This is a genomic window from Streptomyces longhuiensis (assembly GCF_020616555.1).
GTDB classification, from domain to species: Bacteria; Actinomycetota; Actinomycetes; order Streptomycetales; family Streptomycetaceae; genus Streptomyces; species Streptomyces longhuiensis.
Genome location: NZ_CP085173.1, coordinates 9,391,498 through 9,406,630 on the forward strand (window position 1 = coordinate 9,391,498; position 15,133 = coordinate 9,406,630).

Annotated in this window: 13 protein-coding genes; 11 read left to right on the forward strand and 2 right to left on the reverse strand. The window is 69.1% G+C overall.

All coding sequences use genetic code 11. The annotated features are described in order from the left end of the window. Positions 1-45 precede the first annotated feature (45 nt). Positions 46-1,086, reverse strand: coding sequence for a LacI family DNA-binding transcriptional regulator (locus LGI35_RS42760; RefSeq protein ID WP_227299819.1), 1,041 nt, complete (start codon positions 1,084-1,086; stop codon positions 46-48). 218 nt (positions 1,087-1,304) lie between these two features. Here LGI35_RS42760 and LGI35_RS42765 point away from each other — a divergent pair, with 218 nt between their 5' ends. The 3 genes from LGI35_RS42765 (at position 1,305) to LGI35_RS42775 (ending at position 4,232) form a co-directional block, all read left to right on the forward strand. Beyond that, positions 1,305-1,628, forward strand: coding sequence for a hypothetical protein (locus tag LGI35_RS42765; RefSeq protein WP_227299820.1), 324 nt, complete (start codon positions 1,305-1,307; stop codon positions 1,626-1,628). A gap of 184 nt (positions 1,629-1,812) precedes the next feature. Further along, a complete protein-coding gene (locus tag LGI35_RS42770) occupies positions 1,813-2,097 on the forward strand; it encodes an antibiotic biosynthesis monooxygenase family protein (RefSeq protein WP_227299821.1) in 285 nt (94 codons plus the stop codon). Positions 2,098-2,603: 506 nt separating this feature from the next. Next, positions 2,604-4,232 (forward strand): alpha/beta hydrolase, encoded by a 1,629-nt coding sequence (locus tag LGI35_RS42775; protein WP_227299822.1) that lies wholly within the window; start codon positions 2,604-2,606, stop codon positions 4,230-4,232. 348 nt (positions 4,233-4,580) lie between these two features. Here LGI35_RS42775 and LGI35_RS42780 read toward each other — a convergent pair whose 3' ends face one another. Then, a complete protein-coding gene (locus LGI35_RS42780; protein WP_227299823.1) occupies positions 4,581-4,964 on the reverse strand; it encodes a nuclear transport factor 2 family protein in 384 nt (127 codons plus the stop codon). Positions 4,965-5,090: 126 nt separating this feature from the next. Here LGI35_RS42780 and LGI35_RS42785 point away from each other — a divergent pair, with 126 nt between their 5' ends. The 8 genes from LGI35_RS42785 to LGI35_RS42820 all read left to right on the forward strand — a co-directional run bounded on the left by LGI35_RS42785 (position 5,091) and on the right by LGI35_RS42820 (position 15,101). Beyond that, complete coding sequence (locus tag LGI35_RS42785) at positions 5,091-5,657, forward strand: TetR/AcrR family transcriptional regulator (protein WP_227299824.1); 567 nt, start codon at positions 5,091-5,093, stop codon at positions 5,655-5,657. A 530-nt stretch (positions 5,658-6,187) separates the two neighbouring features. Next, positions 6,188-7,762: an SDR family oxidoreductase gene (locus LGI35_RS42790; RefSeq protein ID WP_227299825.1), complete on the forward strand. Its 1,575-nt coding sequence runs from the start codon at positions 6,188-6,190 to the stop codon at positions 7,760-7,762. A 49-nt stretch (positions 7,763-7,811) separates the two neighbouring features. Then, positions 7,812-9,185, forward strand: a complete 1,374-nt coding sequence (locus tag LGI35_RS42795; protein ID WP_227299826.1) for a cryptochrome/photolyase family protein — start codon at positions 7,812-7,814, stop codon at positions 9,183-9,185. Positions 9,186-9,194: 9 nt separating this feature from the next. Then, the gene (locus LGI35_RS42800; protein WP_227299827.1) at positions 9,195-10,694 is read left to right on the forward strand and encodes a cryptochrome/photolyase family protein; all 1,500 of its coding nucleotides are present in this window, start codon (positions 9,195-9,197) and stop codon (positions 10,692-10,694) included. 187 nt (positions 10,695-10,881) lie between these two features. After that, complete coding sequence (locus LGI35_RS42805) at positions 10,882-11,310, forward strand: hypothetical protein (RefSeq protein ID WP_227299828.1); 429 nt, start codon at positions 10,882-10,884, stop codon at positions 11,308-11,310. Positions 11,311-11,584: 274 nt separating this feature from the next. Continuing rightward, positions 11,585-12,109 (forward strand): MarR family winged helix-turn-helix transcriptional regulator, encoded by a 525-nt coding sequence (locus tag LGI35_RS42810; protein ID WP_227299829.1) that lies wholly within the window; start codon positions 11,585-11,587, stop codon positions 12,107-12,109. Positions 12,110-12,241: 132 nt separating this feature from the next. Further along, positions 12,242-14,326 carry an MMPL family transporter gene (locus tag LGI35_RS42815; RefSeq protein ID WP_227299830.1) on the forward strand — a complete coding sequence of 695 codons (2,085 nt, stop codon included), beginning with the start codon at positions 12,242-12,244 and terminating at the stop codon, positions 14,324-14,326. A 211-nt stretch (positions 14,327-14,537) separates the two neighbouring features. Next, on the forward strand, positions 14,538-15,101 hold the full coding sequence (locus LGI35_RS42820; protein ID WP_227299831.1) for a DUF4383 domain-containing protein: 564 nt from the start codon (positions 14,538-14,540) through the stop codon (positions 15,099-15,101). Positions 15,102-15,133 lie beyond the last annotated feature (32 nt).

Genomic DNA, 15,133 nt, shown 5'->3' on the forward strand with positions numbered 1-15,133 from the left:
CCAGGCTCGACCGCGTCCGGGCCGAGCCGGAACGAGTCCGGGGATTCAGTTCCGGCCGGCTCGTATCGACGAAGCCCGGACGATCACCTGCGGGTTCGGGGACACCGCCACCGATGGCGTGGCGGTGTCCCCGAGAAGCCGCCCCAGCAACAGTTCCACCGCGTCGGACGCCGCCTTGTCCAGGTGCAGGTCGACCGCCGTCAGAGGCGGTTCACAGGTGCGGGCACGCAGGCCGTCGTAGCGGGTGACGACCATGACGTCGTCCGGTACGGTCAGCCCGCTGTCCCGGACCGCCCGGACCGCGCCCACCGCGAAGGCATCGACCAGCGCGCAGACCGCGTCGACGTCCGGGTGCTCGGCGAGCAGTTCGGCGCACCGCTCGTACCCCGCTTCCTCTCCGCCCGACTCCGGGACCCTCGCCACGATCGGCGTCCAGCCGTGCCGCTCGGCGACGCGCTCGTACGCGGTGAGCGCATCGACGGATGAATGCCGCGAACCGGAGCCCACGATCAGCGCCGGTTTCACCGCACCCTGCTCGTGCAGGTGCTCCAGCAGCAGCTCCACCACCAGATCACCGCGCAGGTCGACGTACGGCGCGTTCTCCTCGGCGGACACCGGCCTGCCGAGCGTCACGTACGGCAGCCCGCGCTCACGCAGCTGCGCGACCGCGGCATCATCCACTTCCGGCTCGACCACGATGGCTCCGTCGATGTCGACGGAGTACAGCGCGGAATCCGACTGCACGGGCGGTACGAGCACGAGTGCGTAGTCGTGAAGCAGCGCGCTCTCCGCGGCCGCCGCCGCGACCTCCATGTAGAAGCCGAGCCGTGACGGCCCGCCCGCCACCGCGAACGGCATCGAGGACGCCAGCGCAATGGCCTTCGCCTGTCCACGCCGCAGCCGCTGCGCCCGTAGGTTCGGGCGGTAGCCCAGCTCCGCCGCCACCTGCCTCACGCGCTCCCGCGTCCGGGGATCGACCTTGCCGAGCCCGTTCAGGGCGTGCGACACGGTCGTGCGCGACACGCCGGCGACGCGTGCCACATCGGCGATCGTCGGCGGCCTCGGGCCGGGGGCGGAAGTAGCCATCTGCGCAAGGACTCCTCGCTGGTGTGGACGGTGGACAGGTCCATCTTCGCCGACACAGCCCTGGCCGGGGATCGAGTCACGACAGACCTCTCCTGCGACCTGCTGCGTGATGGGCATCGGCGACCATGTGGACGTGCTCATGAAGTCCATCGCGAGCCGACTGCGTCGCGCCTTCGAACGGAGGCGGGCAGCAGGCCAGAGGCGAGGACCTGCCCGCGGTGATCGAGCAGTACACCGTTGCCACTCGTCGCATTCCGGTCCGTCAGCAGCAACTCGGCCTCCAGCTCGCTCAGAACCCGACCGGGCTGGTTGCGCGCCACGTGCGGCGTGACGTGGTGGGCAGCCGCGTACTTGACGCGGGTCGATCCGGGCAGCCTGTCACCGCTACCGCTACCGCTACCGCTACCGCTAGCGCCACCGACGACGCCGAGGTCGCCGAGGTCGCCGAGGTCGGTGCGAGGCCGGGTGGGGGAGCGGCAGCGATGGCGTCGTCGCCGAACGCGGATCGAGGCGATCCTCACCACCGTGATGACGATCTTTGAGTCCCGGCTCTGACCGGACTTCCGTGAAGTCACGGTTCGCCCAGCTCTGGCCACAGCAGAGGCCCGGTTTGGATCACCGGTGCGCCTATCCGGGTCACGTCCGGACGTCCCCCGAGCCAGAGACGCTCGTTCGGGGTAGGTCGTTTCGCGCAAGGTGTCCCTGGGATCCGTGAGGAGATCAGCTATGTACGCAGTTGTTCGGCGGTACGAAGGCGTGACTGACTCCGCCGAGGCAGGACGCCGAGTGGACGAGGGATTCGTGCCGCTACTCCGCCGAGTCCCGGGTTTCGTGGCCTACTACTGGGTGGACGCCGGGGACGGAGTGATGCTCTCCACCAGCGTCTTTGAAGACCAATCAGGGGCCGAAGAGTCGATCAACCAGGCGGCGGACTTCGTACGGGACAGCCTCTCGTCGCTGCTCCCCAACCCTCCTCAGGTCACGGCCGGCCCGGTTGTGGCTGCTGGGTAGCGACCTGCGAGGTGGGCCGCCGGATCCCAACCACCTCCACTCCGGCGTCCTGGCCCTTCACGGGACTCCGGCCACAGCGTCGATTACGGCCAGTGGCGCTCTTTCAAGCACCTTGGTGGCGGTGTCCGGCAGATGGACAGCCGCCCCGATCGCGGTGGTACCGGCTCGGCGGTACCACCGCGATCGGGGCGGTGCTCGGCCACCAACGTCTGGGCCGGGCATCGGATGGTAGGTATGGCCCTTCTTCACCGGGACGGTTCGCGGAACACCGATACGGAAGACTCTGAGCCTGTCCTCCTTCCAAGCATGGGTCTGAGCTGGTCCTTCGTGAGATCGGCGGACCCCCGGGGTTCCGGCCCGTTCGCCGGGCGGCACAGTGACGGTGGTTCGGCCATTTGGTCGTGGCCGGCTCGCGCGCGCTGCTGGGACACGGTGCCGTTGACACAGATGAGTGACGACGTCCAGCACGGAAGGGCGTCCGGCCCTCAGCCGTGGAAGGACAGCGCATGCACATATCTGGACCGACGGTGGGCCGTCGGGTCTGTGCCGCGGTCATCGCCGCGTTGGTGACCTACTCGACCGTTCTGACCGGGGAGAACCTCGCCGCAGCCGGACGAATACCCACACCTTCGGTGCCGGCCCCGAAGCTGGACTGGAGCCCCTGCGTTCAAGGCAGCCCGTTCGACTGCGCGACCGCGAAGGTGCCACTGGACTACAACAACCCAGGTCGTCGCACCATCGAACTGGCAGTCGTCAAACGGAAGGCGACCGGCCCTGGCCGACGCATCGGCACCCTGCTCTTCAACCCCGGCGGACCCGGCGGGCCGGGAACGGTCCAGATGCCACAGAACTACGAGTTCTTTCCGCGCGAGGTGCGGGAGCGGTTCGACATCGTCAGCTGGGACCCCCGCGGGATCGGCAACAGCACCGCGGTGAACTGCTTCGCGACCACCGGGGAGGCCGCCGCGTGGGAAGCGGGCAAACCGGCCGGCGTCCCGGTGGGCGCACAGCAGCGAGCGGCCGTGATCGCCGCGTACCAGGATCTTTCCCAGCGCTGTGAGCGGCGTGACCCCGGACTGCTGCGTCATGTGTCGACCGCCGACACCGCTCGCGATCTCGAAGGGCTGCGCAAGGCGGTGGGCGACGCGCAACTCACCTACCTCGGAATCTCCTACGGCACGATCCTGGGCGCCACCTACGCCAACATGTTTCCCGACAGGGTCCGTGCCATGGTCCTCGACAGCAACATCGATCCGCAGGCCTGGACGAACCACGCCTCCGACGCGGACCCTCGGCTGACCACGTTCCTGCGTATGGGCTTGGACCGCGCCGCGGCAGCGGTCCTGGACCGGTTCCTCACCCTGTGCGGATCCACGGACGCAGCGGGCTGCGCCTTCTCCGCCGGCAGTCCGGCAGCGACCCGGGACAGGTTCGACCAGCTGATGCGGAGGCTGCGGGCGCAGCCCGTGGGTGAGTGGACCTACGGCCGCACGATCGCCGACGTCGTGAGCAGCCTCTACATCCTCCACCCTGGCTGGACGGACCTCGCCGGCAGGCTGTGGGACCTCTGGCAGGGCCGCGTCCCCAAGCCGTCCCAGCCCCCGCCCGCACCACCGGTCCCGCATCCGAATCCGTACGTCGGCGACGAACAGGCAAGTGCGGTGCTCTGCGGCGACAGCCCCAATCCGCGTGACCCCGCCGTCTACCCCGCCATGGAAGAGGCCGCCGCCCGACGCGGGGGCGACGCCGGACGCTACTGGACCTGGGCCACCGTGCCGTGTATCTCCTGGCCGGCCGTCGCGGCCGACCGCTACCGAGGACCGTGGAACGGGCCCACGGCACACCCGATCCTGGTGGTCGGCACCAAGTACGACCCCGCCACTCCCTACGCGGACTCTCAGGCGATGGCCAGGGAATTGGCCGATGCCCGCCTGCTCACCCACGAGGGATACGGTCACACCGAGCTGATCAACCCCAGCAGCTGCGTGAAGACATACGAGGCCCGGTACCTCGTAGACGGCACCCTCCCGCCGGCGGGAACGACCTGTCGACAGGACAAGCCGCCCTTCCCTGCGCGCAAGCCGGTCGGCGGCGTCGCCGCCGGCGGTGGTTGGACGGCCGGCATCGTCCGCTGAGTCGGCCACGGCCACCGGGCTCCCTGGGCACGGTCCGACTCGATCGAGCTCCAGAACGGTCACGGTGCGTCCGGGGTGTCCCGGTCCGCGGTGTGAGAGGCGGAAACGAAGCACGGCTATCGCCGGGCTGCGGCCCGCGCCGGCAGGCCCAGCGCTGAGAGCTGAGAGCTGAGAGCTGCGCGTCTCATGTCGGACGGCGCCAGACAGGGCGCTCAGCCACAGCAGTTGGGACTTAGCACTTCAGGTCGCCCCGGGGGCAGTACTCGCTGTTCCCTCTCTAAGGAACGGCCCCGTCTCAGGAGCGTTGGTCCGATTCGCCCTCGTGTCTCAAGTGAATCAGTCCGCCCTTCACCCTCTGGCGCTGGCGACGCTCAAGCTGTCCATGTAGTCGCGGGCCCGCGTGATCAGTCCGCTGTGGATGTGGAGCACCAAGAGACCGGGGACGGTGAAGCTGGTGCGTCTGGTCGGCAGCGTTCCCACCACGACGTGCTCGGCGATGATCACTTCCGGATCGCCGGTCTCGTAGGCCGCGATCCTTCTGACCTCCTGCACATGGACGGGGCTTGCTCTCCAGGCCGCCCGGTATCCCGCGCGCACTGCTTCGCGTCCCTCGTAGCGCGGAGGGAAACCGGGGGAGGTGAACGGGAATTCGTGCACCGCGTCCATGGCATAGAGATCGGCGAGATCGTCCGGGGACTTGTCGAGCATGGCCTGGTAGTAGCGGTTCAGCACCTCGCGAGGGGTGCGAACAGCAGATGTATCCGCATGCGACATGGGGGCATCCATTCGCTCAACACTTGTTGACCCATTCACCGTAGAGTCGGCTGGAAGCTCAGTCAACGGCTGTAGAGTGAATTGGTGTCCACTCCTCGCCAGTCCCGAGCCGACCGCCGCCGAGCGACCGAGGCGCGCATCCTCGACAGCGCCCGGGAGCTGTTCGCCGAGAAGGGTTTCGATCGCACCACCATCCGCGCCGTGGCGACTGCGGCGAGCGTCGACCCGGCTCTGGTCATGCAGTACTTCGGCTCGAAGCGCGAGTTGTTCACCCAAGCCGTGCAGGCGCTACCCGCAGTGCCGGCAATCGCTGACACCGACGCGCTCGTCGATCAGCTGCTGGCCACGCTCGGCCTCAAGCTCGGCGGCCTCCCCGAGGGCACGCTGGTGATGATCCGCTCCATGCTCACCGACCCGGTGGCAGCCGATCACGTCCGCGCCACTCTTGATCGGCAGATCGACAGCGTGAGCGCTGCCCTGCCCGCCGCCGAGGATCCCGAGCTGCGCGCCGCACTGTTCGTCACCGCCTTGCTGGGCGTCACCATCGGCCACCAGTTCCTGGGCCTGGCCGCTCTTCGTGACGTCCCAGCCGACCGCATCGCCGCCCTGCTGCGCCCGGCGTTCAAGGCCCTGGCAGGGCCTCAGGGCTGAATAGGGCGGCGCTGCCGATGCGTTGTGCCGCTGGGGCGCGTGAGTGGCCCGGCGCGGTACTACGCATCGGCAGCGCTTCGACGTGCCCGCCGCGGGCTGGGGGAGCCCGCCGGACTGGGTGAGCCTGGCGGATAGGGGGCGCCACGCGCAGAATCCACCTGTCGGCTCTTGTCGCCCTTGTCCTCGCACGTACCGCCACCGCGTGTGGCAATGACACGGACAGTGACGCCCGAAGGCGCTGGGGCCACCGTCGGCATGCCATGCCAGAGCCAGAGCCAGAGCCAGAGCCAGAGCCACGGCCGCGCGCGGTCGCGGTGCGGCCGGCCGATCCGCCGCCGTGGACGCAACTACTCAGGAGTCCCGTCGCCTGACCTGCCGAGCTTGTACCGGCCGATTCTTTGCGAGCACCGCATCCATCACAGTGCTCTGCTGCGAAACATGTACGTCGGTGGGCGTCGATCGTGGCGTGCCACGCGGAGCAAGCGCGAAGCGCCGGAACGGATCTTGGCCGAGCGCTGGGAGGACAAGTCATGGTGGAGAACCGACGACGGCCCGAGGAGCCGCTGCACTGCCTCGTGACCGGGGCCTCCGGGTACATCGGAGGCAGGCTGGTGCCGGAACTGCTGGCGGCCGGTCACCGGGTCCGCTGCATGGCTCGCTCGCCCGGCAAGCTGCGTGATCATCCCTGGGCCCATGACGTCGACACGGTGCGCGGTGACGTTCAGGACGCCGAGTCGGTCGCTGCGGCTCTGCGCGGCATCGATGTCGCCTACTACCTGGTGCACTCGCTCCGCTCCGGTGCCGACTTCGAAGACGCCGACCGCCGCGCTGCCGAGATCTTCGCCGCGCAGGCCCATGCCTGCGGCGTCCAGCGGATCGTCTACCTCGGCGGACTCACCCCCCGGGGCATCCCCGAAAGGTCCATCTCCCCACACCTGCGTTCCAGGGCCGAGGTCGGGCACGTCTTCCTCGACGGACCGGTCCCCGCGACCGTTCTGCGGGCCGCCGTCGTGATCGGCTCCGGCTCCGCCTCCTTCGAGATGCTGCGCTATCTGACCGAACGTCTGCCGGTGATGGTCACGCCCAGTTGGGTCCAGACCCGTACCCAGCCCATCGGGGTGCGCGACGTACTGCGCTACCTCGTCGGCTCGGCCACCATGACCGCCGAGGTCGACCGGACCTTCGACATCGGCGGGCCCGAAGTGCTGACCTACAGCGAGATGATGCGCCGCTACGCGGTCGTGGCCGGACTGCCGCGGAGGCTCATCGTGCCGGTTCCGATGCTCACCCCGAGGCTGTCGAGCCACTGGGTGGGTCTGGTCACTCCGGTGCCGGCCGCGCTGGCCCGGCCGCTCACCGAGTCGCTGCGGTACGAGGTTGTCTGCGGCGAACACGACATCGCGACGTACGTGCCGGACCCTCCGGGTCGGCCACTGCCGTTCGACGAGGCGCTCGCGCTGGCACTGCGCCGTGTCCGGGACGCCCAGGTCGTCACCCGCTGGTCCTCCGCTTCCGCTCCCGGCGCCCCCAGCGATCCGCTGCCCACCGACCCGGACTGGGCGGGCGGCAGCCTCTACCAGGACGAACGCGACAGCCCCGTGGATGCCTCAGGCGAAGCGCTGTGGAGGGTGATCGAGGGGATAGGCGGAGAGAACGGGTGGTACTCCTTCCCACTCGCCTGGGCCGTACGGGGCTGGCTGGATCGGTTCGTCGGCGGTGTCGGCCTGCGGCGCGGCCGCCGCGACACCGAGCGTCTGAGGGTCGGCGACTCACTGGACTTCTGGCGGGTCGAGGAAATCGAACCTGGACGGCTGCTGCGTCTGCGCGCGGAGATGCGTCTGCCAGGTCTCGCCTGGCTGGAGATGTGGGTCGAGACGGATCCACAGGGCGGCACTCGCTACCGGCAGCGCGCCCTGTTTCACCCGCGGGGACTGCTGGGACACGTCTACTGGTGGCTCGTCCTCCCGTTCCATGCCGTCGTGTTCGGCGGCATGACACGCAACATCACCCAGGCCGCGGTCAAGGGTGCGCAGGCGCGCATGAACGGGGCACGCACAATCCGCATCCGGAGCGGCCGCCCGACGGGAAGAACCTCGCAGCACTAGCCACAACTCTTCCCCACCGCACCAGCAACACTGCACCAGGAGTGATCCCATGACCGTCGCGGTCGTCCTGTTCACCTCGGACCTGCGGACGCACGACCACCCGCCCCTGCACGCCGCGGTCGCGGCGGCGGACGAGGTGGTGCCGTTGTTCGTGCGTGACCCCGGTATCCGCGAGGCCGGCTTCGCCGTGCCCAACAGGGACGCATTCCTGGCCGACTGCCTCGCCGACCTCGACGCCTCACTACGAGGCCTGGGAGGCCGGCTCGTCCTGCGATCGGGACCCGTTGCAACCGAAGTGTGCGCCGTAGCGGCGGAATCCGGGGCCACACAGGTCTACATGGCGGCCGGCGTCACCGGATACGCCCACCGTCGCGAACAACGGCTGCGCGACGCACTCCGCCGCCAGGGCGTGACCCTGCGCGTCTACGAGGGCGTGGTCACCGCGGTCGCTCCCGGTGCGGTGACCCCGGCCGGCTCCGATCACTACGCGGTCTTCACGCCCTACTTCCGTAAGTGGTCGAACGAACCCCTGCGCGCGCCCCTGCCCGCGCCACGCGGCTTGCGTGTGCCCGACGGGGTGCGCGGCGAGGCACTGCCGTCCCGCTCGCACATGTCCGGTGTCTCGCCGGGGCTGTCGGCCGGAGGCGAGACGGCGGGACGCGACCGGTTCGCGCGCTGGTGCACGGCCGACCTGGCACGCTACGAGGAAGTCCACGACGACCTGGCCGGGGACGCGACCTCCAGGCTCTCGCCCCACCTGCACTTCGGGAGCCTCTCACCGGTCGAACTGATCCACCGGGCCCGGGGCCGCGGCGGGCCCGGTGCCGAGGCGTTCGTGCGTCAGGTGTGCTGGCGCGACTTCCACCACCAGGTGCTGGCCGCGCGCCCCGACACGGCCCGGCACGACTACCGCACGCGTCACGACTCCTGGCGGACCGAGAAGGACGCGGCGCAGGACATCGCCGCCTGGCGCGACGGCCGCACCGGCTACCCGGTGGTCGACGCGGCGATGCGCCAACTGCGCCACGAGGGCTGGATGCACAACCGGGCCCGGCTGCTGGCGGCGAGCTTCCTGACCAAGTCGCTGTACGTGGACTGGCGCATCGGAGCGCGGCACTTCCTCGATCTCCTTGTGGACGGCGACGTCGTCAACAACCAGCTCAACTGGCAGTGGGTCGCCGGGACCGGCACCGACACACGTCCCCACCGAGTGCTCAACCCCGTGCGTCAGGGCAAGCGCTACGACCCGGACGGCGGTTACGTACACCGGTGGATTCCGGAGCTGGAAGGGGTCGCGGCCGACACCGTGCACGAGCCCTGGCGGTTGCTGCCGGACCAGCGCGCCGCCCTCGACTACCCGGCGCCGCTCGTCGACCTGGCGGATGGGCTGGCGCGGTTCAAGCACGCCCGCGGCCGGGACTGAGGACCGCCCATGCACTGGCTGTTCGGAGACCAGCTAGGGCCCCACTTCCTCACCCCTGGGCAGCACGGCCCCGGCCGGAACGACCCTCTCCTCATGATCGAAGCGCGCTCGGTGTTCCAGCGGCGTCGGTTCCATCGGGCCAAGGCACACCTCGTGCTGTCCGCGATGCGGCACCGGGCCGCCGAGTTGGGCGACCGCGTGACCTACGTACGCGCCGCCACCTACCGGGAGGGAGTGGAACGCGCGGCGCGAGGCCGTCCCGTGACCATGCATCACCCCACGTCGTACGGCGCGCTGCGCCTGGTGCGGTCGATACCTCAGGTCAGCGTGGGGCCGGCGCGGGGCTTCCTGGTGCCGATGGCGGACTTCGCCGTCTGGGCGGACGGTCGGGGCGGTCGGTCCTTGCGCCAGGAGGACTTCTACCGCTGGGTGCGGCGCGGACATGATCTCCTCATGGAGGACGGCGACCGGCCGGCGGGCGGGCGGTGGAACCTCGACCACGACAACCGGCAGCCACCGCCCCGCGATGCCGAGACCCTGCGGATCGACCGCCCCTACCGGCCGCGCGAGGACGCGATCGACGACGAGGTCCGCCACGACCTCGACCGCTGGGAGCAGGACGGCGACGTGTCCTTCGTCGGACGTGACGGCCCGCGTCTGTTCCCTGTCACGCGGACCGAGGCGCGTGCGGCGTTGGACCGCTTCGTCGACCGCCGGCTCGGCACGTTCGGCCCCTACGAGGACGCGATGCTCGCCGCCGGCCCGGTGATGAGTCACAGCCTGCTGTCGTCCTCTCTCAACCTCGGCCTGCTCGATCCCGCCGAGGTCGTGGAGCGCGGTGAGGCGGAGTGGCGCGCGGGGCGTGCCCCGCTCAACAGCGTGGAGGGCTTCGTCCGGCAGATCGCCGGGTGGCGCGAGTACGTGTGGCAGCTGTACTGGTACTTCGGCGAGGAATACCGGCGCTCCAACGTTCTGCGCCACACCCGTCCGCTGCCCGACTGGTGGAACGACCTGGACGCCACTGCGGTCGAGGCGCGCTGTCTGCGGACCGTCCTTGCCCAAGTACGGGACACGGGCTGGACACACCACATCCCCCGTCTCATGATCCTTGGCGGATTCGCCCTCCAACGAGGCTGGGACCCTGCGCATGTCACGGACTGGTTCCATCGCTGCTTCGTGGACGGCTACGACTGGGTCATGGTGCCCAACGTCATCGGGATGTCGCAGTACGCGGACGGAGGCCGGATGACCACCAAGCCGTACACGTCCGGCGGCGCCTACATCGACCGCATGAGTGACCTGTGCGGGGAGTGCGTCTACCGGCCGCGCGAGCGCACGGGCGAGCACGCGTGCCCCTATACGGCGGGCTACTGGACTTTCGTCGACCGGCACCGGGCAAGGCTCGCCGGCCTTCACCGGACCGCACGGGCCGTATGGCAGCTGGACCGGCTCGGGGACATCGCGGAAGTCCGCCGGAGCGTACGCGCACGCGGTGACGCACCCCCGTGACGGTGACCGAGGCCGAAGACGTCCAGCTGAGCGGGGGAGCGAACCGGGGCCGCACCCGTCCGAAGGCCGGGCAGCATTGGGCGCATCCACGGCTGGCCGCTTGGCAGAAACATGTGCGTGCCGTTGACCGGGAGTGAGAAGAGGCGCAGCAGATGCGGTCGCGGCCTTGAGAGCGAGGAGTTGAGCCATGTCCGAGACCGTGAAGCCCGGCCTGGGCGCGGGTCGTACCCGAAGGCCGACAAAGTCGCCGGAGAGCATGGACATATGGCCGGCGCGTACCGCCGAAGTGGTTGCCGCGGTGGCGGGTGCGGCCTACGGCGTGTGGGCGGCTGCTGTGCACAACACCGGGGCGATCACGTTCGTGGTGGTGGCCCTCGGCGTCGTGTCCGGTGTGGTGCTGGCGGTGCTGATCGTGCTGTTGCACCGGGCTGGTCCGTCGCTGAGCGCGGGGCCGCGCGCCGCCTTGTGGGCGGGCCTGGCCGGCGCCGCGGTGGCGTTCTTGCGGAGTCTGGCGCCTTCGGGGGCGGGTGTGGCGTTCTGCTTCCTGCTCGGGCTGATCGTCGCCTCGGGAACGTTTGTTGCCGCCTACTACCGCTACTACACCTCGCGAGGGTGAGAGCCCACCCAGCCGGGCAGACGGACCCTGAACCGGCCGGCGGACGCCGGAAGCGCCTCGACGCCTGCCGACCGGGAGCAGCGCTGTCGTTGGGAATCCGGCTTCGCGCCCGGCCCTGAAGCCTCGGCCTCAGGGCATGTGACCTGTGTACGTGAGGCTTCGGCCTCGGGGAACCGGTGACCTTCTTGTCCGGCGAGACTGGTTGGTGAGTGGGTGGGGGGCGGGGGTGCCATGGCAGGAACGGAAATGAGAGCGGTGTCGGTAGGGTGAGCAGGTGGACCACCGTGAACCTGAAGAGGCATCCGTATCCGGCAGTTCTGCTGGAGGCGCGGACTACGGAACAGCCACTCCGCACCCGGACTTGCTGGCCCTCGCCGTGGAGCTGCGCCGCCTCAACGGTGAACTCAACAGGCTCGTGCATGCTTTCGCGGTCGGCCAGGATCTGCACCCCACGGACGTGCAGGCACTCGCAGCCATCTTGGACTCTGAAACTCCGCTCACCCCGAGCCTGCTGCGTCAGCGGCTGGGACTCACGTCTGGCGCGGTCAGTGCGTGTGTGGATCGGCTGGAGCGTGCGGGACACGTCAAGCGGGTGCGCGAGAGTGCGGATCGAAGGGTGGTGCACCTGCACTACCTGCCCACTGCGCAGGTGAAGGCAAGAAAGCACTTCGCTCCTCTGGCTGAAGCGACTGACCGGGTCCGCCGGCGCTTCAGCGAACCTGACCTGGCCCTTGTGCTGACCTTTCTGAATGCCCTCAACGAGGAGCTCGCCGAGACCGGGAGCAGCCGTCAGATCTAGGCGCCGCTGACCGCATCCGATCGGTACCCCCGGGCCGAACAGCAGGCGACAACCTGGCCGAGAACTTATTGCTCAATCATTGAGATACTTTGTCATTGAGTTTGTTTTCACCGCCTCTGCCCTGGGAGATCCATGTCCCGCACTCCACGAGCCACTCGGTGGCTGGTGCCCCTCGTCCTGCTGATCGTCTGGCTCGCGGTGGGAGGCACGCTGGGCCCGTACGCCGGACGGCTCGGCGAGGTCGCGACCAATGACCAGGCGGCGTTCTTGCCCCGCAACGCCGAGTCGACCCGCGTGATCGAGGCACAGCGCGCGTTCAAGGAAGACGAGACCCTGCCGGCGATCATCGTCTGGACCGCCGACGGCGACAGGCCTCTCGATGCCGCGCAGCAGGACCAGGCCACCCGTGCGCTGGCCGCGTTGAAGGGCACACCCGGCGTGGTCGGTCAGGTGTCGCCGGCGATCCCCTCACACGATGAGAAGGCGTTGGAAGGCGTCGTCCAGCTGCGTCCAGACCTCGGTGACGAGCTGTCCTCCACGCTCGACCGCATCTCCAGGCAGGCGTCCGCTGTCACCGGCGCCACCGCCGTCCTTGCGGGACCTGCCGCAAGCCAGGCGGACCTCTCCGACGCCTTCGCCGGGATCGACGGGCTGCTCCTGGGAGTCGCCCTGATCACGGTCCTGGTGATTCTCCTGCTGGTCTACCGCAGTGTCCTGCTCCCCTTCGTGATCATTGTCAGCGCGGTGTTCGCCCTGGGTGTCGCCTGCGCCATCGTCTACGTCCTCGCAGACCACGATGTCGTCCGAGTCGACGGCCAGGTGCAGGGCATCCTGTCGATCCTGGTGATCGGCGCCGCCACCGACTACGCCTTGCTCCTCACCGCCCGCTATCGCGAAGAACTCGCCGGTGATCACAGCCGGTTCGCCGCGATGCGCTCCGCGCTGCGTCAGTCGACCGGAGCCATCGTCGCCAGTGGCGCCACGGTCGCTCTCGGCCTGCTGGCCCTGCTGCTGAGCGACCTCACCAACAACCGGGCTCTCGGTCCCGTCGGCGCCATCGGCATCGCCTGCGCCGTCCTGAGCACCCTCACCTTCCTGCCGGCCGCCCTGGTGCTTCTGGGTAACGCCGCCTACTGGCCCGCCCGTCCGCGCCCGGCGGAGGCCGCCGGCGGTGGACACGGAGTGTGGCGCCGCATCGCCCGTGTCGTGGAGAAGGCTCCGCGCAGGATCTGGGCCATCGCACTGGGCGGCCTCCTGGTGTGCGCTGCCTTCGCTCCCACGCTGAGTTCCGAGGGAGTTCCGCTCGACGAGATCTTCGTCAACGACGCGCCGTCGGTCCAGGCGCAGGCCACCCTTGCTGAACATTTCCCCGGCGGCTCCGGAAATCCGGCTGTGGTGATCGCCGACGCCCGGCACGAGAAGCAGATCGTCGAGCGGGCAAAGGCCACCGACGGTGTTGCCGACGCAACTCCCCTGACCGAGCAGGGACGTCCGGGCAGCGGCCCGACCCGGGTCGTGGACGGCAAGATCCGTGTCGACGTCACTTTGAAGGACGCCGCCGACAGCGATGCCGCCAAGGCCACGGTTTCCCGCATGCGCTCCGCGCTGCACCAGGTCGACGGCGCCGACGCTCTGGTCGGCGGTTACACCGCCCAGCAGTACGACACCCAGAAGACCGCGGAACACGATCGCATGCTGATCGTTCCCGTTGTCCTGGCCATCATCCTGGTCATTCTCGTCGCACTGCTGCGCTCCGTGCTGATGCCCCTGATCCTGGTCGCCACGGTGGCCCTCAACTTTGCGGCCACACTGGGCATCTCCTCGCTCGTATTCCGGCACGTCTTCGGGTTCTCGGGCACCGATGCCTCCGTGCCGCTGTACGGGTTTGTGTTCCTCGTCGCGCTGGGCGTGGACTACAACATCTTCCTGATGTCCCGAGCCCGGGAAGAGTCACTGGAACACGGCGTTCGTGAGGGCATCCTCAAGGCCCTTGTCGCCACCGGCGGAGTGATCACCTCGGCTGGTGTCGTGCTGGCCGCGACGTTCGCCGCTCTGGGCGTCATCCCGCTGGCCTTCCTCGTGCAGATCGCCTTCATCGTCGCCTTCGGTGTCCTTCTTGACACGCTGGTGGTGAGATCGCTGCTGGTTCCGGCTCTGGTCCGGGACATCGGACCGAAGGCGTGGTGGCCCGGGCGTCTGAGCCGCCGGGCGGACTGACCCGATCGTGCCTGCCGACGGGGCCGCCTTTGTCGGCAGGCACGATGCCCGCTTCGGGTGCATGCCGATGCTTGGCATGAACGCCCTCCTGTCGCGGCGCCGGACCGGCGGAGGGTGATCTTTTGCGCTGAATGCAACCGTTGAGTGCAGTCGAAGAGAAGCGATGTCGGGGGCACAAGGCGGACCGAGCGAGCAGAGAGGTGCCCGCATCATGGAGCTCAAGGATGAACTTCCCCTCGACCACAAGCTGGCGCAGGTGTACCGCTGGGGTGCCGCTTTCTGCGGCGTGGTTCTGCTGGTCTTCGGTTGTCTCGGCCTCGCCGACCAGCTGAGCCCCTTCAACACGGACGGCGGCCAGATCGCCGGCATGACCACGAACGGCGTCCTCAGCCTCATTTCAGTGGTCGTCGGACTCGCCCTCGTCGCGGGCGGCATCATCGGGGGCAACTTCGCCTCGACGCTCAATATGGCCGTCGGCGCACTGTTCCTGATCAGTGGGTTCGTTCACGTATTCATCGTGGGCAAGGGCGCGAACGTGCTCGATTTCGGCATGACCAACGTCATCTTCAGTTTCGTGATGGGGCTGGTCATCCTGACGTTCGGCATGTACGGGCGCGTGTCCAGCCGGCTGCCGCACGACAACCCCTACTGGCGCAGGCGCCATCCGCGGGAAGCGGCGGCAGAGGCTGCCGCAGATCGGGCCCTGCAAGCCGGCAGCCCTCCTGCCGTCGCGCAGAGCGTGGCCTCCAAGGCCCTCGGCACCGGTTCTCAGTAGAGCCTTGCGCGCGGGCCGTCCTCGACAGCGGC

Bases quoted from the DNA above. Each gene is read 5' to 3' on its own strand.
- LGI35_RS42760 (WP_227299819.1), bottom strand. From the start codon at position 1,086: ATGGCTACTTCCGCCCCCGGCCCGAGGCCGCCGACGATCGCCGATGTG.
- LGI35_RS42770 (WP_227299821.1), top strand. From the start codon at position 1,813: ATGTACGCAGTTGTTCGGCGGTACGAAGGCGTGACTGACTCCGCCGAG.
- LGI35_RS42775 (WP_227299822.1), top strand. From the start codon at position 2,604: ATGCACATATCTGGACCGACGGTGGGCCGTCGGGTCTGTGCCGCGGTC.
- LGI35_RS42790 (WP_227299825.1), top strand. From the start codon at position 6,188: ATGGTGGAGAACCGACGACGGCCCGAGGAGCCGCTGCACTGCCTCGTG.
- LGI35_RS42795 (WP_227299826.1), top strand. From the start codon at position 7,812: ATGACCGTCGCGGTCGTCCTGTTCACCTCGGACCTGCGGACGCACGAC.
- LGI35_RS42800 (WP_227299827.1), top strand. From the start codon at position 9,195: ATGCACTGGCTGTTCGGAGACCAGCTAGGGCCCCACTTCCTCACCCCT.
- LGI35_RS42805 (WP_227299828.1), top strand. From the start codon at position 10,882: ATGTCCGAGACCGTGAAGCCCGGCCTGGGCGCGGGTCGTACCCGAAGG.
- LGI35_RS42815 (WP_227299830.1), top strand. From the start codon at position 12,242: ATGTCCCGCACTCCACGAGCCACTCGGTGGCTGGTGCCCCTCGTCCTG.
- LGI35_RS42820 (WP_227299831.1), top strand. From the start codon at position 14,538: ATGGAGCTCAAGGATGAACTTCCCCTCGACCACAAGCTGGCGCAGGTG.